Annotated in this window: 18 protein-coding genes and 1 pseudogene; 14 read left to right on the plus strand and 5 right to left on the minus strand. The window is 63.9% G+C overall.

Annotation, left to right across the window (positions count from 1 at the left end; all coding sequences use genetic code 11):
* Positions 1-723 precede the first annotated feature (723 nt).
* From F8S13_24320 to F8S13_24340, 5 genes and pseudogenes are all read left to right on the plus strand, one after another.
* Positions 724-942 (plus strand): hypothetical protein, encoded by a 219-nt coding sequence (locus F8S13_24320; GenBank protein ID KAB8140392.1) that lies wholly within the window; start codon positions 724-726, stop codon positions 940-942.
* 54 nt (positions 943-996) lie between these two features.
* A complete protein-coding gene (locus F8S13_24325; protein ID KAB8140359.1) occupies positions 997-1,605 on the plus strand; it encodes a hypothetical protein in 609 nt (202 codons plus the stop codon).
* The gene (locus F8S13_24330; protein KAB8140360.1) at positions 1,586-2,122 is read left to right on the plus strand and encodes a GNAT family N-acetyltransferase; all 537 of its coding nucleotides are present in this window, start codon (positions 1,586-1,588) and stop codon (positions 2,120-2,122) included. The genes F8S13_24325 and F8S13_24330 overlap by 20 nt, the downstream gene beginning before the upstream one ends.
* A 12-nt stretch (positions 2,123-2,134) precedes the next feature.
* Positions 2,135-2,674, plus strand: coding sequence for a histidine phosphatase family protein (locus tag F8S13_24335; GenBank protein KAB8140361.1), 540 nt, complete (start codon positions 2,135-2,137; stop codon positions 2,672-2,674).
* A 354-nt stretch (positions 2,675-3,028) separates the two neighbouring features.
* Positions 3,029-4,015: pseudogene (locus F8S13_24340) on the plus strand (hypothetical protein).
* 429 nt (positions 4,016-4,444) lie between these two features.
* Here F8S13_24340 and F8S13_24345 read toward each other — a convergent pair.
* Positions 4,445-5,554: an IS200/IS605 family element transposase accessory protein TnpB gene (locus F8S13_24345; protein KAB8140362.1), complete on the minus strand. Its 1,110-nt coding sequence runs from the start codon at positions 5,552-5,554 to the stop codon at positions 4,445-4,447.
* A 179-nt stretch (positions 5,555-5,733) separates the two neighbouring features.
* On the opposite strand from F8S13_24345, the gene F8S13_24350 reads away from it, so the two are divergent.
* From F8S13_24350 to F8S13_24390, 9 genes are all read left to right on the plus strand, one after another.
* Positions 5,734-6,432: a hypothetical protein gene (locus F8S13_24350; GenBank protein KAB8140363.1), complete on the plus strand. Its 699-nt coding sequence runs from the start codon at positions 5,734-5,736 to the stop codon at positions 6,430-6,432.
* 283 nt (positions 6,433-6,715) lie between these two features.
* Positions 6,716-7,873 (plus strand): hypothetical protein, encoded by a 1,158-nt coding sequence (locus F8S13_24355; protein ID KAB8140364.1) that lies wholly within the window; start codon positions 6,716-6,718, stop codon positions 7,871-7,873.
* 288 nt (positions 7,874-8,161) lie between these two features.
* Positions 8,162-8,827 carry a cysteine hydrolase gene (locus tag F8S13_24360; GenBank protein KAB8140365.1) on the plus strand — a complete coding sequence of 222 codons (666 nt, stop codon included), beginning with the start codon at positions 8,162-8,164 and terminating at the stop codon, positions 8,825-8,827.
* Between the two features lie 246 nt (positions 8,828-9,073).
* On the plus strand, positions 9,074-9,931 hold the full coding sequence (locus F8S13_24365) for an alpha/beta hydrolase (GenBank protein KAB8140366.1): 858 nt from the start codon (positions 9,074-9,076) through the stop codon (positions 9,929-9,931).
* A gap of 212 nt (positions 9,932-10,143) precedes the next feature.
* Entirely contained in the window at positions 10,144-10,548 is a 405-nt protein-coding gene (locus F8S13_24370) for an ester cyclase (GenBank protein ID KAB8140367.1), read from the plus strand.
* Positions 10,549-10,658: 110 nt separating this feature from the next.
* The gene (locus F8S13_24375; GenBank protein ID KAB8140368.1) at positions 10,659-11,468 is read left to right on the plus strand and encodes an MBL fold metallo-hydrolase; all 810 of its coding nucleotides are present in this window, start codon (positions 10,659-10,661) and stop codon (positions 11,466-11,468) included.
* A 165-nt stretch (positions 11,469-11,633) separates the two neighbouring features.
* Positions 11,634-13,232 carry an energy-coupling factor ABC transporter ATP-binding protein gene (locus F8S13_24380; GenBank protein KAB8140369.1) on the plus strand — a complete coding sequence of 533 codons (1,599 nt, stop codon included), beginning with the start codon at positions 11,634-11,636 and terminating at the stop codon, positions 13,230-13,232.
* Between the two features lie 68 nt (positions 13,233-13,300).
* Complete coding sequence (locus F8S13_24385; protein ID KAB8140370.1) at positions 13,301-14,209, plus strand: hypothetical protein; 909 nt, start codon at positions 13,301-13,303, stop codon at positions 14,207-14,209.
* 4 nt (positions 14,210-14,213) lie between these two features.
* Positions 14,214-15,059: an energy-coupling factor transporter transmembrane protein EcfT gene (locus F8S13_24390; protein ID KAB8140371.1), complete on the plus strand. Its 846-nt coding sequence runs from the start codon at positions 14,214-14,216 to the stop codon at positions 15,057-15,059.
* Between the two features lie 76 nt (positions 15,060-15,135).
* On the opposite strand, the gene F8S13_24395 is transcribed toward F8S13_24390, so the two are convergent.
* The 4 genes from F8S13_24395 to F8S13_24410 all read right to left on the minus strand — a co-directional run bounded on the left by F8S13_24395 (position 15,136) and on the right by F8S13_24410 (position 22,178).
* Positions 15,136-16,347 (minus strand): PAS domain-containing protein, encoded by a 1,212-nt coding sequence (locus F8S13_24395; GenBank protein ID KAB8140372.1) that lies wholly within the window; start codon positions 16,345-16,347, stop codon positions 15,136-15,138.
* Positions 16,344-17,186, minus strand: coding sequence for a methyltransferase domain-containing protein (locus F8S13_24400; protein ID KAB8140373.1), 843 nt, complete (start codon positions 17,184-17,186; stop codon positions 16,344-16,346). The genes F8S13_24395 and F8S13_24400 overlap by 4 nt, the downstream gene beginning before the upstream one ends.
* A gap of 474 nt (positions 17,187-17,660) precedes the next feature.
* Positions 17,661-19,571: a bifunctional metallophosphatase/5'-nucleotidase gene (locus F8S13_24405; GenBank protein ID KAB8140374.1), complete on the minus strand. Its 1,911-nt coding sequence runs from the start codon at positions 19,569-19,571 to the stop codon at positions 17,661-17,663.
* Positions 19,572-19,850: 279 nt separating this feature from the next.
* Positions 19,851-22,178 (minus strand): prolyl oligopeptidase family serine peptidase, encoded by a 2,328-nt coding sequence (locus tag F8S13_24410; protein ID KAB8140375.1) that lies wholly within the window; start codon positions 22,176-22,178, stop codon positions 19,851-19,853.
* Between the last annotated feature and the right edge of the window lie 125 nt (positions 22,179-22,303).

Consider the following 22,303-nt stretch of genomic DNA (forward strand, 5'->3'; position numbering starts at 1 on the left):
CGCTGGCGGGACGATGTGGGCCACATAATCCAGATAGAGAGATGAGAAGCCCTCGCACTGTGGAAAGCTAGAAACCATTATCGCGAGAATCACTATGTCTTTCACACAACCAATCACCCTTCATCAAGAAATTCCCTTCGTCCACGCTGTATTTGGCGTCCTCGACCGAGGGCTACCGCTGGTAGATGCCGCCCATATCTTCTCGCAGCAGAGAAGCGGCATGGAGTTGTGTGTCAATACCGCCCCGACTGGGAGCCAAGCAACGATCTGCCAGCCACCGATGAGTGGTGTAGCAACACCCTCTATCCCTTCCTAGCGGAGACGCATATGGTGATGGCCGCTGGTGATCTGCTTCCCTGGCGTGAGATAGGCACGCCACAAGGCCAGACTATTGACCTAACATGGCGGGAATGGGGTGCTATCATAGCCGATTGGGCAAATCAATCCTGGCACACTCGACCAAGTGGGCTAGGGGGTGCCCCGCATACACAGATGCAGCGCCAGTGGGAGTATCTTGATTTCTCTATGAGCGATTATCTTAACTATGTAATCTTTCGCTATGATGAGTGGGCAGATGCGGTACTTGCCATTATCAAGGCAAAATCACAGCTATAATGATGTCGTACCAGCTATCGCAAGGTGGGAACGAGTAACGCCGCAGCCGACAGAGGAGCAGTAGCGATGAGCGAGAGCCAAACGGAAGAGACCGAGCAGAGCGGCGACCTGGGGTTCACCTACCGCGTGCGCAAGAACGAGGATGTGGTTATCCTGCACCACGGGGCCGTGGCCGCCACGCTGCGCGGCAGCGCCGCCCGCGACTTTATCGCCAAGCTCGCAAGCTGCACCGAGGGCGAGGCGCAGCAGCGGATGGCCCGCCTGACCGGCAACTACAAGCGCGGCAACGAGCGCAAGGCGGGCAGGCACCCCCGCAACCATGGATGAGCTGCACAGAGCGTGATCGTTGGGCACCCGCAAGATACAAGAGCCGAGGAGCATATGCTCGATCAAAGATTCGTCATCATTGGCACGCTGATCAGCACCTCGGGCGCGATCACGTACCTGTGGAACACCATCAAGGGCCGCGTGCGGCCCAACCGCGTGTCGTTCCTGCTGTGGTCGGTCGCGCCCATGATCGCCTTCGCGGCCCAGGTGCGGCAGGGCGTGGGCCTTGAGGCGCTGATGACGTTTAGCACCGGCTTCCTGCCGCTGCTCATCTTCACCGCCTCGTTTGTCAACAAGCAGGCCGAGTGGAAGCTCACGCGGTTCGATCTGATCTGCGGCGTGCTCTCGGTGGTGGGGCTGGCGCTCTGGCTGATCACCAGGGTCGGCAACGTGGCGATCTTCTTCAGCATCGTGGCCGACGGCCTGGCCGGGCTGCCGACGCTGAACAAGGCCTACCGCCACCCCGAGACCGAGCTCGCCTGGCCATGGCTGGCCACCTGTGTGGGCATCACGCTCACGCTGCTGACGCTGGGCGAGTGGACCTTCGCCAACAGCGGGTTTATCATCTACATCTTCATCATCGACATTATCATCTTCGCCTGCGTGCAGTTTCGGCTCGGCAAGCGGCTCGTGCAAGGAACCCATGCAGAACAGAGCCATTGAGACCGCACGGCTGCGCATCCGAGCGGTGCGGGCGGCGGATCTGGACGATATCTGCGAGTATGGGGCCGATCCAGAAGCAGGGCGCTATATGCGCTACTGGCCCAAGACGCGCGCGAAGATCGCCGATTTCATCGACACCTGCATCGGCGAGATGTCAAACAGCCAGCCGAGCTGGTACGAGTTCGCGATCATCCTGCGAGAACACAGCAAAATGATCGGGAATATATCGCTGGTGGTCGAGGCGGATCAGGCCGAGATCGGGTGGATATCAAACAGGCGCTACTGGAATCACGGCTATATGACCGAGGCGGCTCAAGCGGTCATACACTTGGCCTTTGATGCGCTGGGCATGCGCAAAATCATCGGGACATGCCACGAGGAGAACATCGGCTCGGCGCGTGTGATGGAGAAGTGCGGGATGGCGCGGGCAGGCCACGAGGAAGGCCACCAGATGATCAAGGATGGCGTGGCGCACACCTATACGCGGCTGATATACTGCATTGAGAAGGGAAAATAGCGAGGAGCGCCAATGACCATCCAGATCGTGTTTGAGACCCACTCGTGGAGTGAGGATAACGACCGCGGCATCGCGACCGGCTGGCTCGACGGGCGGCTCTCCGAGCGCGGGCGCGCACTGGCTAGCGAGCTGGGCGCGCGGCGGCGCGATGATGGCATCACCGCCGTGTTCACATCCGACCTGGGGCGCGCGGTCGAGACGGCGCGGATCGCCTTTGAAGCGGCGGCAGTGCCAATCTTGGCCGACTGGCGGCTGCGCGAGTGCGACTACGGCGACCTGAACGGCCAGCCCGCAGCGGCAATGCACCGCAGCCGCGCGCAGCACCTCGATCTGCCCTACCCCAACGGCGAGAGCTGGCGACAGGCGGTCGCGCGGGCCAGCCGTTTCCTGGGTGACCTGCGACCTCGCTGGGAAGGGCGGCGCATCCTGGTGATCGGCCACGTGGCCACGCGCTGGGCCCTCGACCAGCAGCTGAATGGCGTGGCGCTCGAAGCCCTGATGGAGCAGGACTTCGCGTGGCGCGAGGGCTGGGAGTATCGCTTGCGCGACTGATCAGCAATAGGGTTGGGACATGTCCATTCTGCCCCCATGCGCTGCCAAGTGCGAAAACTACAACGAGTCCTACAGCCTACCGGCTTTCACTTATGTTCAGTGACATCACATGAGCTATCCTCTATACTAGCGCTATTCGCCCACATACCAGCAACAAGGCTCGATATGCATCGCATCGCAACCCTCCTCGCCGCACTCCTGTTTTTTGTAGCATCCCAGCCACTCGACGCATATAGCAAGGGTTCGCACCAGCCCATCGCGCCCGCCGCGCGGGTGCTGCAGGTGGGGCCGGGGCGCACCTACACCACGCCCAGCCAGGCGGCCAAGGCCGCGCAGGATGGCGACACCATCGAGATCGACGCGGGAGTCTATGCCAACGACTGGGCAACTTGGAGCGCTAGCAACCTAACTATCAGAGGAGTCAATGGGGTGGCGCAGCTCCAGTCGAGCGGTCTTATCCCCAACGGCAAGGCCATCTGGGTGGTCGTTGGGCAGAACACCACCATCGAGAACATCGCGTTCTCCGGCGCACGCGTAAAAGACCTGAACGGCGCGGGCATCCGCCAGGAGGGCGCGGGTCTAACCCTACGCCGCTGCTCGTTCCACGACAACGAGAACGGCATCCTGACCGGGAGCAACAGCAGCAGCGACATCGTGATCGAGCACTCGGAGTTCGCCAACAACGGCCTGGGCGACTCGGGGTACACCCACAACATGTACATCGGCCAAATTCGCTCGTTCACCCTGCGCTACAGCTACTCGCACCACGCCAACATCGGCCACACCGTGAAGAGCCGCGCAAAGACGAACTACATCCTCTACAACCGGATTATGGACGAGGCCAGCGGCACATCGAGCTACACCATCGACCTGCCAAACGGCGGCACGTCCTATGTGATTGGCAACCTGCTGCAGCAGGGGCCAAACACCGACAACCCCGTGATCCTCACCTACGGCGAGGAGGGCGCGGTCAACCCCGACCAGCACCTGTATGTCGTGAACAACACCATGGTGAACGACCGGCCCAGCGGCGGCACCTTCGTGCGGGTGGTCGGTAGCGTGCCCGCGCAGGTGCAGAACAACCTGTTTGTGGGCACCGGCACACCCTACTCCGGCCCCGGTACGGCCAACCTGATCAGCAACCTCGCCACCGCCGACGCGGGGCTAGTGGACCGCGCCGGGTTCGACTACCGCCTGGCCGCCGGGTCGCCCGCCATCGGCGCGGGCACAAGCCCAGGCGCGGCCAGCGGCGTGGCGCTCGCCCCGGCGTACGAGTACGTGCACCCGATGGGCATGCAGGAGCGGCTCGCCGTGGGGGCGCTGGACGTGGGCGCGTACGAGTATGTGCCGCCCGCCACCGAGCCGCCCGCCGCGCCATCCGCGCTGGCCGCCGAGGCCACATCCTTCGCCCAGATCGATCTCACATGGGCCGACGCGGCGGACAACGAGATCGGCTTCAAGATCGAGCGCCGCACGGGAAGCGCGGGCAGCTACGCGCAGATCGCCACGGTGGGCGCGGACACCACGGCCTTCTCCGACACGCTCGGCCTGCGGCCCGGCACGCAGTACACCTACCGCGTGCGCGCCACCAACGCCAAGGGCGACTCGGCCTACTCCGGCGAGGCATCGGCCACGACGCTGGCGGGCAGCCAAGCCTTCCTGCCGCTGGTGATGAGGTAAGCAAGGCAGCAGCTATATCGCACATTGGTGTGACGGCTCCCACGGCTAACGCGCGTGGGCTTCAAGGGAGTGCCGCCCCACTCCACCATGTCAGGTACGAAGGGTAGCGAGGCCGCGTTGGAGGATGTTGATCGCCGCATTCACATCACGATCCATCACCAGCCCACACGTCGGGCACCTATGCACGCGGTCAGACAAGGTCTTATCGACCAATGTGCCGCAGCGGGAACACATTTTGGACGTGTTGCGGGGGTCGACCAGCATGACCCGCCTGCCAGCTTCTGCCGCTTTGCTGACGGTCATCGCGATAAACTGCGACCACGCCACGTCCATAATGCTCTTGCGCATCCCGCTGCTCGTGCCCATGGCTTGCGGGGCAAGGTCTTCAAACACGATGACTTGAAAGCGATTGACGAGCGTGCGACTTGCCTGATGCGCAAAATCGCTGCGTCGGTTGGCAATGCGCTCGTGGATCTTGGCAAGGATCAGCTTTTGTTTGGTGTGCTCGGCCCAGTTTGCTGCTTGCTTGGCGGCGTCCTTCCGCCGCTGGACGCGCCCCAGGTCTGCTTCATCGCGGCGGTAGAAACGCGGGTTAGGGATCTGCTCGCCATCGGAGAACGTCGCGAACGATGCCAGCCCCATATCCACGCCCACCACTTCGCCCGTGGGGCGTTGTTCATGCGTTTCCAGCTCGCAGGAAAACGAGACAAACCACTTGCCACTCCGAGAACGGCGTATCGTCACGGTTTTGGGCGTTCCCTCAACGGGACGATGCAAAACAACGTGGACCGCGCCGACGTTCGAGAGGAGCAACCGATTGCCCTCCAGCCGCACCCCGTTCCCGTACTGCGGGTAGGTGATACTGTCGTATCGTCCTTTGCCTTTGAACCGGGGAAAGCCTGCTTGTTCAGCGCCACGTTTGACGCGTTGGAAGAAGGCGTGATACGCCAAATCAACCCGCACCGAGACGTTTTGTAGGACTTGTGAGTGAACGCCTTTCAATGCAGGTTTTGCCACCTTCCAAACCGGAAGCAGCGCCTGGGTATCGTACAACCGCAACCGCTTGCCGCGTTCTTCATACGCACGTGTGCGTTCGGCAAGCGTCTCGTTATAGACCCAACGGCACAGTTCCAATTGCTGCTCAAGCAATCGGCGCTGCTCTTTGGTGAGATAGATGCGGTATTTGTAGGTTTTCTGCATACGTTAAACATAGCACACCACTCCGTAAAATACAACATATGTGCTATGCCGACTATGGGCGAAAGCCGCTCAAGCGGAGCGTTTCATCCCACCGCTGAAGCTGGTGGGCGTTCACGCCTAAAGGCAAGCATCCGTAAAAAACATGTGATTTGGATACACCATAGATAGAATGCAGAATTATGCAGACCCTTCCCAACAACCCAGAGTCATCAGAACACACGCTGACGGTCGATCTGCACGCCATCTCCGGCCTACGCGGGGCGATGCTCACATTTCTCCCGCTGCTGCTGATCACCCTTGTCTTCACTGGCCCGCTGATGGTCTGGGGCGTCGTCGACGGCACGCCTTACGAGTCGCTATGGTATAGCGCCTTCCCGCTCATGATCCTCATCACCGTGGCGATCTCCATCGGCATCCGCCGCTCGCTCCGCTCCACCTCCATCACGTTTAACCCTAACGCCCACACGATGCGCTGCGCGACGCGCATGCTGGGAAGGTGGAGTTTCGCGCTGACGACACCAGCCCAGATCGAAACCTACGACCACACCAACCCACGCGTCCGCCAGCAGCGCATGCGCGGGCAGATCGTGACCGGGCTGCTGGTCGCGCTGCTTGTGCTGCTCACCGCGATCATCCGAACGCCCCCGGCCGCGCTCGGGCTGGTTGGGATGCTTTTCATGGGCTGGCTTATGCACCGCGCCGAGCAGACCAGCGCCAGCGACGCGGGCCTGATCCTGTGGATTCAGAAGGCCAATGCGCATATGGAGCCGCACCGCATCCACATCACCGCCGCACCAGAGACCATACAGCGTGTGATGATCGGTGTAGCAGCCAGCCACATCGACAGCTCCCGCCCGCCTGCCAGCCCCACCGCGTAGGCATGCCGCGCGGCCAATCTCGCCTCGGCAGGCGCATTGGCCGCGCGGCGTAGGAATCCATCCGCCCAACGGCCTATGCGAAACGAGTCTCCCCCACCGTTTCTTCATGTGAACATACCCTAACCACATCCAAGCCGATACACCCGAGACGCGCACGACAGCTTGTAGTGCGCGTTGTATGTCGCCCACGGCGCAGCGCTGCTGCGACGCGGGCCATCGCTTTTGGGAGGCAACCGTGGCAAAGAATCAGGCCTACCTTAGGCTATCTTCCTGCGCAAAGCTGATGCAGGTTGGCGTAGCCATCCTGTGCATGCTGGCCATGACGGCCTGCGACCTAACAGGGGGGTTAAGCTCGTCGATCGACCGCGCCGCCAACATCATCGACAGCGGCATCCACGACATCGGCGTCAGCTCGGCGGTATGGCAGTCGGTGCTGCAGCGCGTGGCCGAACAGCTGCCCAAGGACATCTCCGAGACGGTGCGCGTCGACGCGCAGAGCCTGGCGAACCGTAGCATCGCCACCGCAGGCACCGAGTTCCGCTGCAACACCGATTTCCTGGGCAGCCGCGCCATCCAGTCGCTGCGCGCCCTGAAGGCCGAGCTGCTGGGCCAGAGCCAGCTGCCTGTGCCGCCGGGATTCTGCCAGGTCGACCCGGCATCAATCGACCTGAAAATCTCGCCGGAGAAGTGGTCGACCGTGCTGATCGCGGGCTACGACCTCGACCACAAGGACACGTCGAGCGCCCCGCTGAGTATCTTCCTAGTCGACGAGCAGGGCCAGCGCACGCCGCTGCCCGAGAGCCGCATCGGCAGGACCACGCACTACCAGATCACGCTCAACCTAGGGCAGATGGCGGCCCAGCTCTACAGCGCCCACATCCGCAAGATCGTGGTCTCGTGGGATGGCAGCAGCGTCGGCTTCCCCGAGATCGTGGTCGTGCCGTGGGAGCCACAGCGGATCAGGCAGCCGCTGATCGATGTTGGCAGCACAGGGCCGTACACGCCGCCGCGCGTCGGCAAGGGCGACCGCGACTTCGACACCGAGGACGACTCGCCAACTAGCCTGAGCGTGCGCGGCGAGCTGCGCATCACCGAGAGTGAGATCGAGAGCCGTATCTCCATGCACGCCCGCGAGGACGAGCCAGACCACACCGAGGTAAACGGCAGCAGCGCCTGGGACGCCGTATACACCGCACCCACGGGCTGGAAGATCGTCGAGGTGCGACCATCCGCCGCCTCAACGGTCAATACGAAGGTGACAAGCAACCAGAGCGACGAACGCCAGCTGACCTTCAACCGGCCCTCTGGCGAGGTCGTGGAACAATTCCAGGTCTGGGTCGACCGCGAGGGCGACGAGGCCGGGTCGTGGAGCCGCCTGTCTGTGAACTGGCGACCTATCGAGGTGACCATCGAGGAGCTGACGCCCGCCTGGCTGCGCTGAGCGGGGCAAGCCCCCGCACCTCTCGTGGGGCGCGGGGGCTTGCATGGACAGAGAGGAGATACTAGCTTTATTATCATTTTCTGGTGCATAAAGTAGGTACTCCGGCAAAATGAGAGATTCTTCCAATCATCACAGGGAAACATTGTGCCAGATAGCACACTCGAACAATACTACGAATAATCCACAGTAACAAGCAATTTTTTGCCTTTTTTGCTATAATTGCAGCGATATCATACACATGAGCAGCGCCAGCCAAGACTCGCGAGCGCAGACCCAAGGAGTACAAAAATGGCCTTTAGCGAAGAACAGATCATCAAAATCGCCAACGAGAAGTATCACCAAGGTTTGGCCACTTTTGACTACTCCGCTACCAATAGTGCCCTGCTCGTGATAGACATGCAGGATGAGTTTGTCAAACCTGGCTGGACATCATCATGGATCCCAGAAGCGACACGGCAGGTGCCAAAGATCAAAGCCCTGATCGACTTCTGCCGCCTAAGCAATGTTCCTGTTATCTATACCGTCTTCAGCAAAACCCACGAGTTTCTTGATCGGCCACAATCTGGATCGTTTATGCCGAATCGATTTCCAGAGCTCGGAAGTGATCCAAGCTGGTTCACCCACGGGAATATCTGGCAGGATCTGAAGCCAGAGGCTGGGGAGATAATCATTCATAAAAGCTCGTATGGTGCTTTTTTTGACACTCCGCTTGAAACCATTCTGCGGAATATGAAGAAGGAAACCATCATCATCTCCGGTACGTTGACCAACTGCTGCTGCGGCGCAACGGCGCGACAAGGTTATGAAAGAGGGTTTAACATCGTGATGGGGGCAGATGTCACCGCAACCTACACCGAAGAGATGCAGACGGCAGAGCTGAATGCCCTTCGATTTGCCTTTGCCAAGGTTCAGCATTCGGAAGAGATAATGAGAACCCTTGCTAGCAACAGATAGATCTTGATCGGGAAAAGTTTCAACGAGCGAAGCGCACAGCGAGGGCTAGATATCTGGCTCCTATGAACTTGAAGAGGAGGCGATGCAGATGCGCTTCGCTCGTTCCAGCCCTAAATCGCTACCATAACGAGGTGACCTCTCCCATGTTTGAGTTCGGCGGCTGAACGGTTTTCAATATATAACATCCATGGCATGCAGAATGCTCTCGCCAGCGGCAACCGAGCGAACAGCGACAAGGAGGCAGCCATGTTTGAGGAGTACACGCTCTCCCACATCAGCGTGGGCGAAGTGACGCTGCGCGTGCGCCACGGCGGCGATGGGCCGCCGCTGCTGCTACTGCACGGCCACCCGCAGACCCACGTGATGTGGCACCGGATCGCGCCGCAGCTCGCCCGCGAGTTCACCGTCGTCGCCCCCGATCTGCGCGGCTATGGCGACAGCTCGAAGCCCGCGACTACCCCCGACCACATGCCATACGCCAAGCGCACCATGGCCCAGGATCAGGTCGCGCTGATGCAGCAGCTCGGCTTCGAGCAGTTCTCGGTGGCAGGGCACGACCGTGGCGGGCGCTGCGCCTATCGGCTGGCGCTCGACCACCCGCAGCGGGTGCGCAAGCTGGCCGTGCTCGACATCATCCCGACGGGCGAGGCATTCCGCCGAGCGGACATGCGCTTCGGGCTGGGGTTCTGGCACTGGTTCTTCCTGGCCCAGCCCGCCCCGCTGCCCGAGCGGCTCATCGGCGCAAACCCCGACGCCTACTACTTCCGCAGCGGGCGGGAGCGCTTCGACCCAGAGGCGCTGGCCGACTACCTGCGCTGCTGCCACGACCCCGCCACCATCCACGCCATGTGCGAGGACTACCGGGCGGGCGCGACGGTCGACTACGCCCTGGATGAGGCAGATCGCGGCAAGCGGCGCATCGCGTGCCCGGTTCTTGCGCTCTGGAGCGCCCAGGGCGAGCTGGAGCAATGGTACGATGTCTGCGCGATATGGCGAGACTGGGCGGCGGATGTGCGTGGCCAGCACATCGACGCAGGCCACTATCTGGCCGAGGAGGCGCCAGACGAGGTGTACCACGCGCTGCGCAACTTTTTCGCCGAGTGAGGTGTAGCCAGATCGCTAGACCTGTGCGCAGATACGCGACGATATGTCATTGGTCCACGCTCCAGAGCTGCCCATTATCTACGCCTATCCGTGCTACAATGCGGTCGTTGGGCAAATCGTCTCGACATTGGCATAGCTCCTACGCTCACAGAAGTATGCCGAAGTCTCGATAACACACTGTACTCCCTATCTATAAAAAAACGAGTATACCTATGTCAACCGAAGAAAACAAAGCCCTGGTACGCCACTGGATCGAGGACGTGTGGATGAGCAACGATGCCGATTCGGTCGATCAGATCTTTGCGCCCAGCTACGCGGTGAACGACAGCCCGTGCCCGCCCGCCATGGTGCGCAGCGCCATGCAGATGCTGCACGCCGCCTTCTCGCCGTTCACCGCCAGCATCCAAGACCTGCTGGCCGAAGGCGACCGCGTGGCAGTGCGCTGGGTGCTGCGAGGTCACCACAGCGGCGCATTCCGGGGCGTCGCCGCCACCGGCCAGCCCGTGGAGCTGAGGGGCACCAACATCTACCGCATCGCCGAAGGCAAGATCGCCAGCAACTACGAGCAGGTAAACGCCGCCGAGGTGGTGCAGCAGCTGCGCGCCATCCAGCCGTAGCATCCCGCACCTGGCCTTTGGTACAGAAGCCCCCGCCCCTTCCGCCCGATATGGCCCTGCCCTGGGTGCGCTATAATACGCACACACGTTTCACAGAGAAGGAGCGACCCTTGGCTAACTTTATCTGCCAGACCTGCGGCACCCAGTTTGCCGATAGCGAGCTGCCACCTGCCGCCTGCCCGATCTGCCAGGATGAGCGCCAGTATGTGGGGCGAGACGGCCAGCGCTGGACCACGATCGAGCAGCTGCGCGAAAGCCACCACAACCGCTTCGAGCAGCAGGAGCCGTCGCTCACCGGCATCGGCAGCGAGCCTGGCTTCGCGCTAGGCCAGCGCGCCCTGCTGGTGCAGACCCCCGAGGGCAACGTGCTGTGGGACTGCATCAGCCTGGTGGATGATGCGACCGTGGCGCAGATCCAGGCTCTGGGCGGCCTGAAAGCTATCGCCATCTCGCACCCGCACTACTACGCCTCCATGGTCTCCTGGAGCGAGGCGCTGGGCGGTGTGCCGATCTACCTGCACGCCGACGACCGCCAGTGGGTGATGCGCCCGAGCGAGGCTGTGCGGTTCTGGGAGGGCGAGACGCTCCAGCTGGTGGATGGCGTGACGCTCATCCGCTGTGGTGGGCATTTCGCGGGCAGCGCGGTGCTGCACTGGGCCGCCGGGGCCGAGGGGCGCGGCGTGCTGCTCACCGGCGACACCATCCACATCGTGCAAGATCGCCGCTTCGTGAGCTTTATGCGCAGCTACCCCAACCTGATCCCGCTGCCAGCCAGCGCGGTGCGCCGGATCGTGGCGAAGGTCGAGCCGTTCCCATTTGATCGGATCTACGGCGCGTGGTGGCACCTGCGCATCCTAACCGAGGCCAAGCAGGCCATCAGCGCATCCGCCGAGCGCTACATCCGCGCGATCAGCGAGTAGCGCACCCACACCGCCAGATCCGACAGCGGGAAAAGCGAGACGCCAAGCCTATCGAAGCACCATCGATAGGCTTTTCGCTCACCTAACACTGGCTTTCAGCACTTTGACAAACTTGGGTTCGCGGATTATGATCCTTAACAAACAGACTGATAGATACAGAGAGCCGTGAGCGACCTCCTTCACATCGACAACCTGAGCTTTCGCTACCGCGCCGCCGACACCCCGTCGCTTAGCGATATCGGCATGGCCGCGCGCGAGGGCGAGCTGCTGCTGATCGCGGGCGGCAGCGGCAGTGGCAAATCCACCCTGCTGCGCTGCCTGAACGGCCTGATCCCGCGCAGCTACGGCGGCGAGCTGGCCGGCAGCATCGCGATCGCGGGCCAGAACCCCGCCGATCTCTCGCTGGCCCAGCTGGCCCAGCTGGTGGGCACCGTGCTGCAAGACCCCGACCGACAGATCGTGGCTAGCTATGTGGGGCGGCAGGTAGCCTTCGGCCCGGAGAACCTGGGCTGGCCGCGCGAGCGCATCCGCGCCGTGGTGGACGCCACGCTAGAGCGCCTGGGCATCGCCTACCTGCGCGACCGCGAGACCGCCAACCTCTCCGGCGGCGAGCGCCAGAAGGTCGCCCTGGCCGGGGCGCTCGCCATGAACCCGCGCATGCTGCTGCTCGACGAGCCGCTGGCCAGCCTCGACCCGGCCTCGGCCCGCGAGGCGCTGGAGCTGTTCCGCGACATCGCGGGCGAGGGCCGCACCGTGCTGGTGGTCGAGCATCGGGTCGAGGATGTGCTGCATGTGCAGCCCGCCCGCACGTTCTTCCTGCAGCAGGGCCGCGTGGCCTTCGCAGGCCCCACCGGCGACTTTGTGGCCTTCGCCGACCCCGCCGAGGTGCGGCTGCCCGCCCAGGTGACGCTGCGCAAGATCGCTGCCGACCGCGTGCCCCCTGCGCCGCGCCCCACCCCAGGAGCGCCGCTGCTGCAGTTCGAGGACATCCACTTCTCCTACGGCGATGGCCGCAGCATCCTGCGTGGCGTATCGCTCGACATCCGCGAGGGCGAGGTGGTGGCCATCCTTGGCCCCAACGGCGCGGGCAAGAGCACCCTGCTGCGCCACGGCATCGGCCTGCTGCGCCCCAGCAAGGGCCGCGTGCTGGTGGAAGGGCAGGACGCCCGCAAATCCACCGTGGCGAAGCTGGCGCGCACGGTGGGCTACGTGTTCCAGAACCCTTCCAACATGCTGTTCGCCCCCACGGTGCGCGCCGAGCTGAGCTTCGGCCCCAAGAACATCGGGCGCGACATGGCCGCCGTGGAGGCCCAGATCCCCGAGGCGCTGCGACAGGTGGGCCTGGCAGGCTTCGAGGAGCGCGCCCCGCTGGCGATCTCGTTCGGCCAGCAGAAGCGGCTGAGCATCGCCGCCGTGCTGAGCATGCGGCCCCGCGTGCTGGTGCTGGATGAGCCAACCGCCGGGCAGGACCACGGCAGCACCGCCGCGCTCATCCGCGCCATCGGCCAGATCGAAGGGCTGGGCGCGACCGTGCTGATCACCCACGACGTGGACCTAGCCGTGACCTACGCCACCCGCGTGGTGCTGATGCGCGACGGCCAGATCGAGGCCGACGGCGCACCCGAGCAGGTGTTGGCCAACCGAGCGCTGCTGGAGCGCTGCCGCGTGCTGCCCACCTCGCTGCTGGAGCTGAACCTGCAGCTGCTGCCCAAGACCGGGCGCTTTCTTCCCCTGGCGCAGCTCGCGCCCTATATCGGTGAGTGATCGCACCCGACGAAGCGTGCGCAGATTTTTGTGATACCTGGGCCATACCCCAGGCGAGGAGGTGTGCGATGGCAACCACGACGGCGTCGGAAAATCAATGGCTGCGCCCGCTCAAGCCGGTGCTGATCGGTCTTGTCGTAGGTATCATCCTGATCCTTATCGGTAATGCCTACACAAAGGCCGAAATCGACATTGCGAGGGTGATCCCCTTCCTGATCGTCGGCGCGGCGCTGGTGTACGTCACCATCGCGCTGGTCGGCTCGCCTAAGCTGTGGGCGGTAGGCACGCGCGAGGTGGTGTTCATGGCCATCGGCGCGGCGCTCTACGGCGTGCTCAGCTGGCTGACCAACAGCATCTTCCAGCTGCCCTCGATCAGCCTCGTCACGCTGCGGCCCGCCATCGCCATCCCGATCTTCTTCGGGGTGCTGTTTGGCCCGGCGGTCGGCTTCTTCGTGGGATTCGTGGGCAACATCCTGGGCGACGCGCTCAGCGGCTGGGGCATCTCGCCCACCTGGGACATCGGCAATGGCCTGATCGGGCTGGTGGCCGGGCTGTCGCTGGCCTTCCGCTCGCGCAAGGCCAGCCTGAACGTGCTGACCGCGATCATCATCGTAGTCAACCTGCTGCTCACTGTGCTGCTGCTTACCAACCCGAACATTGAGGACCAGATGGGCGGCGGCACCGTGGGCACGCTGTGGTGGGTGCCGCTGGTGGTGGTAGTGCTAGCCGCAGGCGTGCGCTTCCTGCTGCGCGGCAAAGAGGAGATCGGCGCGGCGGCGCTGTGGGGCGCGGTGGCGATCATCATCGGCATCGGCTTCGCGGCCATCGCCGACATCTGGTGGAACGGCTACTCGCTGCTCACCGCGCTGCTGGGCGAGTTCGTACCGGGCGCTGGCTCGAACCTGGTGAATGCGCTGATCCTGGTGCCGCTGCTGCTGGTGGCCTACCAAGCGGCGCGCGCGCAGAGCGGGCGGTAGCACGATGCTGGCGAGCTTCAACTACAAAGAGCGCGGCACTTTCATCCAGCGGCTCGACCCGCGGTCGCGGCTGATCTTCGCGCTGTGCGCCACCATCGCCACCGTGCTGCTGTGGGATCTGCGGCTGCTGGCCGTGCCCTTCGGCATCGCGCTCGCGCAGCTGTGGCTCGCCAGGCTCACATGGCGCGAGACGCGGCGGTTCTGGATGGCGGTCAGCTTCCTGTTCACCTTCATGACGCTGCTCACGCTGCTGACCGGGCGCGGCGGCACCGGCCTGTACAGCGCCGAGCACCCGATCTGGCAGGCCTCGCTCTTCGGCCTGCCGATCCTGATCAGTGTGGAGCGGCTGGTGTTTGCCGTGGCCCAGCTGGTGCGGCTCTTCACCATGGCCACGCTGGCCATGGTGCTGCCCTTCACCATCCACCCCGCCGCCTACGGCATCGCCTTCCGGCGGCTAGGCCTGCCCGACAACATCGCGTTCGCGCTCGATCTGGCCATCCGCTTCATCCCCAGCCTGGGCAACGACTTCATGACTACGCTCGATGCCCAGCGGGCGCGCGGCTACGAGCTAGAGCGGGCCGGCGGCGTGCTGCAGGCCATCCGCAACACCGCGCCGCTGCTCATCCCGATCACCATTGGGTCTATCCTGAAGGGCGAGGATGTGGTGGATGCGATGAACCTGCACGCCTTTGGCGTGGGGCCGCGCACCTGGGTGCAGAAGCTGCACTACCGCCCCGCCGACTACGCCGTGATCGCCCTGGGGCTGCTGCTGATGGTCGCCGCCATGGTGCTGGCCGCACGCGGCCTGAACGGGCTGTGGGTGCCGGGCTGGCTGCTGAGCTCCACCTAACGCATCCACCGACCCACACAGCAAAAAACGCCCTGCGTCGGATCACTCCGACGCAGGGCGTTTTTTTAGTGCCGCACTAGCGCGCCAGCAGGCGCCGCTCGCGCAGGGCGTAGGCGATGCCGTTCTGCAGCGAGCTGAGCGTCACCAGGGCCTGGAAATCCGCGCCCAGCGTCACCAAGGTCTGCGCCACCTCGGGGCGGATGCCAGTGAGCACGATCTCGGCCCCCAGCAGCTTCACGGCCTGGGCCGCGCGCAGGATCGCGCCCGCCACCTGGGTGTCCACCACCGGCACACCGGTGATGTCGAGGATGACCGTGCGGGCGTGGTTGTTGCCAACCCCATCCAGCAGCGACTCCATCACCATCTGGGCGCGCTGCGAGTCGATCGAGCCGACCAGCGGCATCACCAGCACATCCTCGGAGACGGGGATGACCGGCGTCGAAAGCTCGCGCAGCGCGTGCTGCTGGGCCTCGATCACCTGCTGCTGCAGCTGCACGCGCTCCTCCTCCTCGTGCTTGCGCTGGGTCACATCCTGAATAGCGCCCATATACTGCTGCACCGAGCCGTCGGGGGCGCGCAGGAACACGCGCACGTTGTCCTGCAGCCAGATCCAATCGCCGTTCTTGTGCTTCATACGGTAGGCGCAGGCGATCGTCTCATCGTCTGCGGCGCTCGCGATCTGGCCCAGGATGGCGGCAAAGCTCTGGAAGTCCTCGGGGTGCATCAGAGAGACGATCAGCGAGCTGCCCATCTCCTTGATCTCCTCGGTGCTGTAGCCCAGGATGTGCCCGATCTGGCCGTTGGCATAGACGTTCTGCTGCGTGACCATATCGAACACATACACCAGCATGGGGTTGAGCGCCAGCGCGCGCTGCGCCCACTCAAGTGTGCTGCGCCGCTCGGTGGTGTCCTCGACGATACCGCAGTACTGGGTCGGCTTGCCGTCGGCACCGCGCCGGAACACCGTGTCGCGGCTGACCAGCCAGCGCCAGTCGCCGTTCTTGTGCTTCATGCGGTACTCGACGGTGCAGACCTCGCCATCGGCGGCGGCCAGAATGTGCCCCTGGTGCGCGCCCACCACGGGGAAGTCGTCGGGGTTCATCAGGATCGCAAACAGCTGCGACCCCATCGCCTGTATCTCTTCGACCGTGTAGCCCAGGACCGTTGCTATCTCGCGGTTGGCGAAGACGTTCTGCTGCGTCTCCAGATCATAGACATAGATCAGGTTGGCGCAGCGTTCGAGGATGAGGCGGGCGAAGGCAAGATCCAAGGTGTCGGTCGTGGTCATGCTGAAGCTCCGGGTTTGGTTGCAGAAACGACGATGTAGGAGAGTGTCTCATTGACCGTTTGAATAGCTGACCAGCCGCCAAGCATGCCGCTGACCATCGGCTCGCCATAGACGCTGATCAGGATGTCCTGGCTTTCCTTGGTCTGGAGGGCGCCGAGGGTTGCGACGTTGCTGGGGTGGATGGTGTTGATCGTGACATCACGGCAGTACACGCCCACCAGGCCTGCCGCCTTCAGCTCGCCGATGTAGTCGGCATACGAGCCGATCTCGGCCACGGCGAAGGCCGGGTAGGCGATGTCGATCTCTTCCTGAGTCATGGGGCGGATGGTCACAAAGTCGGCGATCACGATCTTGCCGCCGGGCTTGACCACACGGGCCATCTCGCGCAGCACCTGCAGGCGCGAGGGCATGTGGAAGAACGACTCGAAGGCCCATGCGGCGTCGAAGCTGTTGTCGGCGTAGGGCAGCTCCATGGCGTTCACCAGCTCGAAGCTGGCGTTGGCCGCGCCCGCCGCCCTGGCATTGGCCTCGGCGGTGTCGCGCTGGCTCTGGCTCACCGTGATGCCCGTAACCGCCACGCCCGCCTTGAGCGAGAGCTGGATGCCAGGCCGCCCCGTGCCGCAGCCCACATCCAGCACGCGCTGGCCAGGCTGCACATCCAGCTGGGCGATCATCAGGTCGGTGAAGGCCTGCTGCGCCTCGGCCATGGTCACGCTCGTATCGGTCGGGTCGGCCCAAAAGCCGAAGTGCACGCTGTCACCCCAGAGGGTCTGGTAGAACGCCGCCATGGTGTCGTAGTACTGGCCGATCTCGGTCGGTGTGGGCTTGGTAACTGGCATAGCTGTGCTCCGTGGCAAACAGGGCCATTTCAGCAAACCTACCTATGCACATTGCAGCAGCAGCCGCAATGCGTTTGCATACTCGTGTAAGCACGTATACACACGCCCTTGCATGGAGGAAACTGCTGAATCGGTGGCAGACTTTCTGCTTGGGCCAATTATAGCATGTATTATTTCGTATCTGGTTGTTTTTGCCTAGTAGTATCTCGGCGGCAAAATGAGGCAAAAACGGGAGCGAAATCGGGAAGAGCGCGGCAAGGCATCAGAATCAGCTAGCCAGATGATCGCTATCACGATTCCCCGCCGATTCACCATAGCCCAACCAGATGAGAGGTTGATGTGAGCGCAGGCTCTGCCGAGCGGCAGCGTGCACCAGAATCAAAGAAACCTTTTACACCGCAAAACAAAAAGCAACCCCGTGGAGACAGAGCATCCCCACGGGGTAACACCCTAATTAATTCCTAACCAATCGGCCTAGCGCCGCGCCCAGCGCCGCAGCGCCACACCAGCGCCCAGCGCCGCCAGCGCCAGCAGGCCCAACGACATAGGCAGCGGGCTGTCGCCGCCGGTGTCGGGCAGCTGCACCGGCGTGGCTGCGCCCGGCGTGGCGGGGGTGGCGGGCGAGCTGCCCGTGGCCGGGGCCGCAGGCTTGCCTGCGCCATAGTAGTGCGCATAGAGATCGGGCACCAGTGTGAAGTTCTTGACGTTGATCGCCGCCGGGTCGAGCGCGGGGTGCGCCTGCACATAGCTGGCCATCAGGTCGCGGATCTCGCTGGTGGAGGCCCACACACGGGTGCCCTCCTTGAACATCGGGTAGCCGCCGCCGCCGCTGGCGCGGTAGTTGTTGATCGCGATGCGGAACTTCTGATCGGCCTTCACATCCTGGCCCTTGAACTGCAGCTTGGTGACGCGCTGCCCGACCGGCTTGGTGATGTCGATGGTGTAGTCGATGCCGCTGTAGAGATCCCAGTTGTAGTCGCGCGCCACCTCGGACACCAGGCCCTTGGGGTCGGCGGGCAGGCTGGCCGGGTCGGCCTGCTTGAAGTACTCGGCATCGCGCTCAAGCGCGCGGCGCAGGATGTCGCCGTTGATCTCCATCACATACAGCGTGTTGTCGTAGATATAGGCGCTGTAGGCGTCGCGCAGCGCGATCTGGCCCGCCGGGATGCGGCCCGTATCGTTGAAGATCGCCGCCAGCGAGAGATCGACCGGGAAGCCCGCCGCAGCGGCGGCCTCGGTCTGCACTGTGTTGATCAGGTCGGCCAGCGGGCCATCGGCGTAGCGCGCCGCCGGGCCGCCCTCGAACTCGCCGGTGGCGGTGCCGATCGGCGTGTTGATGTACTTCAGGGTCTGGTCGTGGTAGGGGTACGAAAGGTCGGTCAGCTCTTTGTCCGAGTCGATGCCCTTCACATACTCCAGCGCCGAATCCTTGTTGGTGATCTGCCAGTGGTCGCCGCTCTTCTTCACCTGCAGCGTCACCTTCGACATGGCCTTGCCCCAGTACGAAGGCTCCACCACCAGCACGCCGTTGATCAGGGTCTTCGGCACATCCAGGTGCGAGTGGCCCGCCAGGATCACGTCGATGCCGGGCACCTGCTGGGCGATCTCGATCGTCAGGTTCTCATCGGGCAGCGAGCCGCTGTCCTGCCAGGTGCTCGGGTCGGTGAGCCAGGCCTGGGGGTTGTTGGTGGCGCTCGGCGTCTTGTCCCAGCCGATGTGCTGCGAGATCACCACGATGTCCGCGCCCTCGGCGCGGATCTTGGGCACGTACTGCTTGGCAACCTCCACCGGGTTGTCGAAGCGCAGGCCCATGATGTTCTCGGGCTTCTCCCAGTTGGGGATGGAAGGCGTGGTGAGGCCAAGGATGCCGATCTTGACGCCGTTCACCTCTTTGATCACATAGGGCGTGAAGGCCTCGCTGCCATCCGCGTTGCGGATGTTGGCCGAGAGCAGCGGGAAGTTCAGCTGGCCCTTCCAGCGGTTCAGCGTCTCCATGCCGTAGTTGAACTCGTGGTTGCCGATCGCCGCCGCATCATACTTCAGCGCATTCATGGTCACGGCCATGGGGTGCGTCACCTTCTGGTCGATGCGCGCGTAGTAGAAGCCCAGCGGCGTGCCCTGGATGGTGTCGCCGCTGTCCAGCAGCAGCAGGTTCGGATCTTTCGCCCGCTCGGCCTTCACCAGCGTGGCCACGCGCGCCAGGCCCCAGTCCGCAACCTTGCCCGCGTAGTAGTCCCACGGCATCAGGTTGCTGTGCAGATCGCTCGTCTGAAGGATGGTGATCGTCTCGGTCTCGTCCTCTGCGTTGGCCACCGGCGCGAGCGCCCAGCCCTGGAGCGCGACCAGCACCGCAACCGCCCCGATCAGCTGCCGACGAAATGGCATAACCCCTCCTCTAAAAGAATGCCCATCTTCTAGGCACACCCAGCCCCCGCCAGCGCGGGCGCGCAGCAGGCCATCGGCGCAGGATCAGGCGGGGTAGGGGAAGCAGCGAGGTCCATACGCCATCCTACCGCACGATGATGCTCTACGACGACGCTATTGGGGACGCGGGCCATTATACACGAACATACGAGGGGGGCTAGCGGCGGGGCGGTCATCCGCTGGGCGGATTGCGGCGGGGCTGCGGGCGCGTTCAGGGGCGCGCCCGCAGTCGGTCGAAGGCTAGTTGGACAGGTACGTCCTAAACCACTGGATCTGCTCCTGCGCGCCGAACAGCTCGTACTTCCGAGCGTTGGCGGTGGTGCTGGGGAAGCCGTGGCCCGCGTCGGCGAACTTCAGCAGCTTGGCGGGCACCTTGTTGTTCACCACCTGCAGCATGAAGTTCTCCATGATCGTCACAGGCAGGAAGTCGTTGTTGCCGTGGAAGGCCAGCAGCGGCGTGCGCAGCTTGCCCACGTTGTAGATCGGCGAGTCGCGGCGGTACTCGTCGAGCGCGGCCTGGGGCGGCAGGCCCTCCATCCAGGGCGCGAGCGCGGCGTAGCCCCGGCTCCACTCGGTGATCAGGTCCACCAGCGAGCACATGGTGTGGGCCGCATCGTAGGTGGTGGGGTGGCTCACCAGGCTCTGGGTGGTGAAGTAGCCGCCGTAGGAGCAGCCGGTGATGCCCACCTTGCTGGCCCAGCCACGGCTGCGCAGCTGCTGGGCGATCTCGGCCTGGGCGTCGATGTCGATCTGCCCGAAGTTGTTCTTGTCGGCCAGGGCGTTGAACGCGGCGCTGCTGTAGCCGTAGCGCCCGTACAGCGGCACCACCAGCACGCCAAAGCCGAAGTTGGGCAGCAGCGCGAAGGGGCTTTCCACCAGCGCCACCCAGCGGTTGTCCACCGTGGAAGTCGGGCCGCCCTCCTGCCAGACCACGATCGGCAGCTTCTTGGGCGGGAAGGCCGCGTCGGCGGGCAGCAGCAGCACGCCCTCGTGGGTGGTGCGGTCGCGCAGCGTGAACGACACCGGGTACTGCTTGACCTTGCTCAGCTGGTGGATCGGCTCGCTGTCCCAGGTCAGGCGCGCGAAGGCATTGCCATCCACGCTCATGCGGTAGAGATCGGTCGGCTCGGTGAACGAGCTGTAGGAGAACACGATCTCCTTCGTGCGGTGGGTGGCGATCACGGGCGCGAAGTAGCCGGGGCGGTCGGCGATGTCGCGGAACTCGCCCGAGCGCCAGTTGTAGTAGAACGGGTGGCGGTTCATCTTGCTCTGGCTCTGGATGATCAGCTCGTCGGGCGAGATGAAGTTGATGTCCAGATACACATCGCCGATCTCGGCCCGCTCGATGCGGCGGATCTCATCCAGCGCGCCGTTGTAGAAGCGCAGGTACGACCCAGCGCGGAACTGCCGCGTGTAGACCGGGTAGGTGCGGCCCGCCAGCTTGCTGGGGCGCTGCATCTTCACCGCCAGCGTCTGGCTGTCGGTGCTCCAGCTCACCCCGGCGTACACCGAGCCGTCGCCATCGGCGGCGCGCCGCTCGGTCACCTTGCCCTTGGGGAAGTCGAGCGTGACTAGGCGGTTGCCCTGCAGCCAGGGGTTCTGCGCGGGCGGCAGGTTGCCGGTCACGTCGCGGTACGAGCTTTCCGAGAGCAGCGCGCCATCGTAGCGCGCGCGCAGCGGGTCGAGCCGGTAGCCATCCACCACCATCGCGAACTGGTTGCCATCCAGGCTGAAGCTCATATCCAGCGGCACATAGCCCGGCTCCAATGTCGCGACATCGTGCGAGTCGCCCGTCTCGGTGTCCACCACCGAGAACTTCGCGCCGATCGCAGGGGCGATCGCGCCATCGGCCAGCGAGTCGAAGGACTCGGCGAAATCGGCCACGGCGCGGCCCCGCGAGCCTGCGGGCAGCGGCTTGAGCATGCCCACACGCGCCACAGCCTGGCGCAGCGTCTCGCTGTGGCGGTCGGCCTGGGTGGGCAGCTTGACCACCGTCGAGCCGCCGGGGACGTTGGGCACGTTTTCGGGCACGGTGACGACCAGCGCCTTGCGCCCGCCGGGCGACACCAGCACCGGCACCGTGCTCAGGTCGTCGCTTGAGGCCAAGATCTCGCCGATGCCGCTGCTGCGGTCGATCCCGACCAGCACCTGGCCGCCCGAGTAGGTGACGCCGTAGAAGCACAGCGTCTCATCGCCCAGCCAGAAGAAGTTGGAGATGATGTCCAGCCCATCGTCGAAGCCGACCAGGCCCTGGAACGGGGTCTTCTCGCCGCTGCGAATGTCGAGGAAGAGCGCCTCGGTGGCGGTCACAGCGAAGATCGTCTGGTCGTCGTCGCTCACCGGGCTGAACAGCGGCGTGTAGACCGGCGCGCTCTGCAGGTCGGCGATCCTCTTCACCTCGTCGGCAGGCAGAATATTGGGGATGTCGCCATTTCTGCCGTCGATCAGGTAGATGTTGTTGCCCTCATCTTTCACCACTGGGTCGTCGTCGCCAGCGTGCGCGGGGGCGATAGGCGCGATCGCCGTCGCCAGCGCCAGCGCGAGGATCGCGAGCCGTGTGTGTCGCATTGCATTCTCCCGATAGTCGCTTCCGTGGGGCGGGGCACGTCTCGGTGCTGGCAGGTAGCTCGCAGCAGGCATACATGTCAGCACGCTTGATTGGGCTGATTCACACCCAACGACAGAAGACGGTA

Source organism: Chloroflexia bacterium SDU3-3 (assembly GCA_009268125.1).
Taxonomy (GTDB): domain Bacteria; phylum Chloroflexota; class Chloroflexia; order Chloroflexales; family Roseiflexaceae; genus SDU3-3.

Bases quoted from the DNA above. Each gene is read 5' to 3' on its own strand.
- F8S13_24345 (KAB8140362.1), bottom strand. From the start codon at position 5,554: ATGCAGAAAACCTACAAATACCGCATCTATCTCACCAAAGAGCAGCGC.
- F8S13_24330 (KAB8140360.1), top strand. From the start codon at position 1,586: ATGCAGAACAGAGCCATTGAGACCGCACGGCTGCGCATCCGAGCGGTG.
- F8S13_24350 (KAB8140363.1), top strand. From the start codon at position 5,734: ATGCAGACCCTTCCCAACAACCCAGAGTCATCAGAACACACGCTGACG.
- F8S13_24335 (KAB8140361.1), top strand. From the start codon at position 2,135: ATGACCATCCAGATCGTGTTTGAGACCCACTCGTGGAGTGAGGATAAC.
- F8S13_24385 (KAB8140370.1), top strand. From the start codon at position 13,301: ATGGCAACCACGACGGCGTCGGAAAATCAATGGCTGCGCCCGCTCAAG.
- F8S13_24405 (KAB8140374.1), bottom strand. From the start codon at position 19,571: ATGCCATTTCGTCGGCAGCTGATCGGGGCGGTTGCGGTGCTGGTCGCG.
- F8S13_24325 (KAB8140359.1), top strand. From the start codon at position 997: ATGCTCGATCAAAGATTCGTCATCATTGGCACGCTGATCAGCACCTCG.
- F8S13_24355 (KAB8140364.1), top strand. From the start codon at position 6,716: ATGCAGGTTGGCGTAGCCATCCTGTGCATGCTGGCCATGACGGCCTGC.
- F8S13_24370 (KAB8140367.1), top strand. From the start codon at position 10,144: ATGTCAACCGAAGAAAACAAAGCCCTGGTACGCCACTGGATCGAGGAC.
- F8S13_24360 (KAB8140365.1), top strand. From the start codon at position 8,162: ATGGCCTTTAGCGAAGAACAGATCATCAAAATCGCCAACGAGAAGTAT.
- F8S13_24400 (KAB8140373.1), bottom strand. From the start codon at position 17,186: ATGCCAGTTACCAAGCCCACACCGACCGAGATCGGCCAGTACTACGAC.
- F8S13_24395 (KAB8140372.1), bottom strand. From the start codon at position 16,347: ATGACCACGACCGACACCTTGGATCTTGCCTTCGCCCGCCTCATCCTC.
- F8S13_24390 (KAB8140371.1), top strand. From the start codon at position 14,214: ATGCTGGCGAGCTTCAACTACAAAGAGCGCGGCACTTTCATCCAGCGG.
- F8S13_24365 (KAB8140366.1), top strand. From the start codon at position 9,074: ATGTTTGAGGAGTACACGCTCTCCCACATCAGCGTGGGCGAAGTGACG.
- F8S13_24410 (KAB8140375.1), bottom strand. From the start codon at position 22,178: ATGCGACACACACGGCTCGCGATCCTCGCGCTGGCGCTGGCGACGGCG.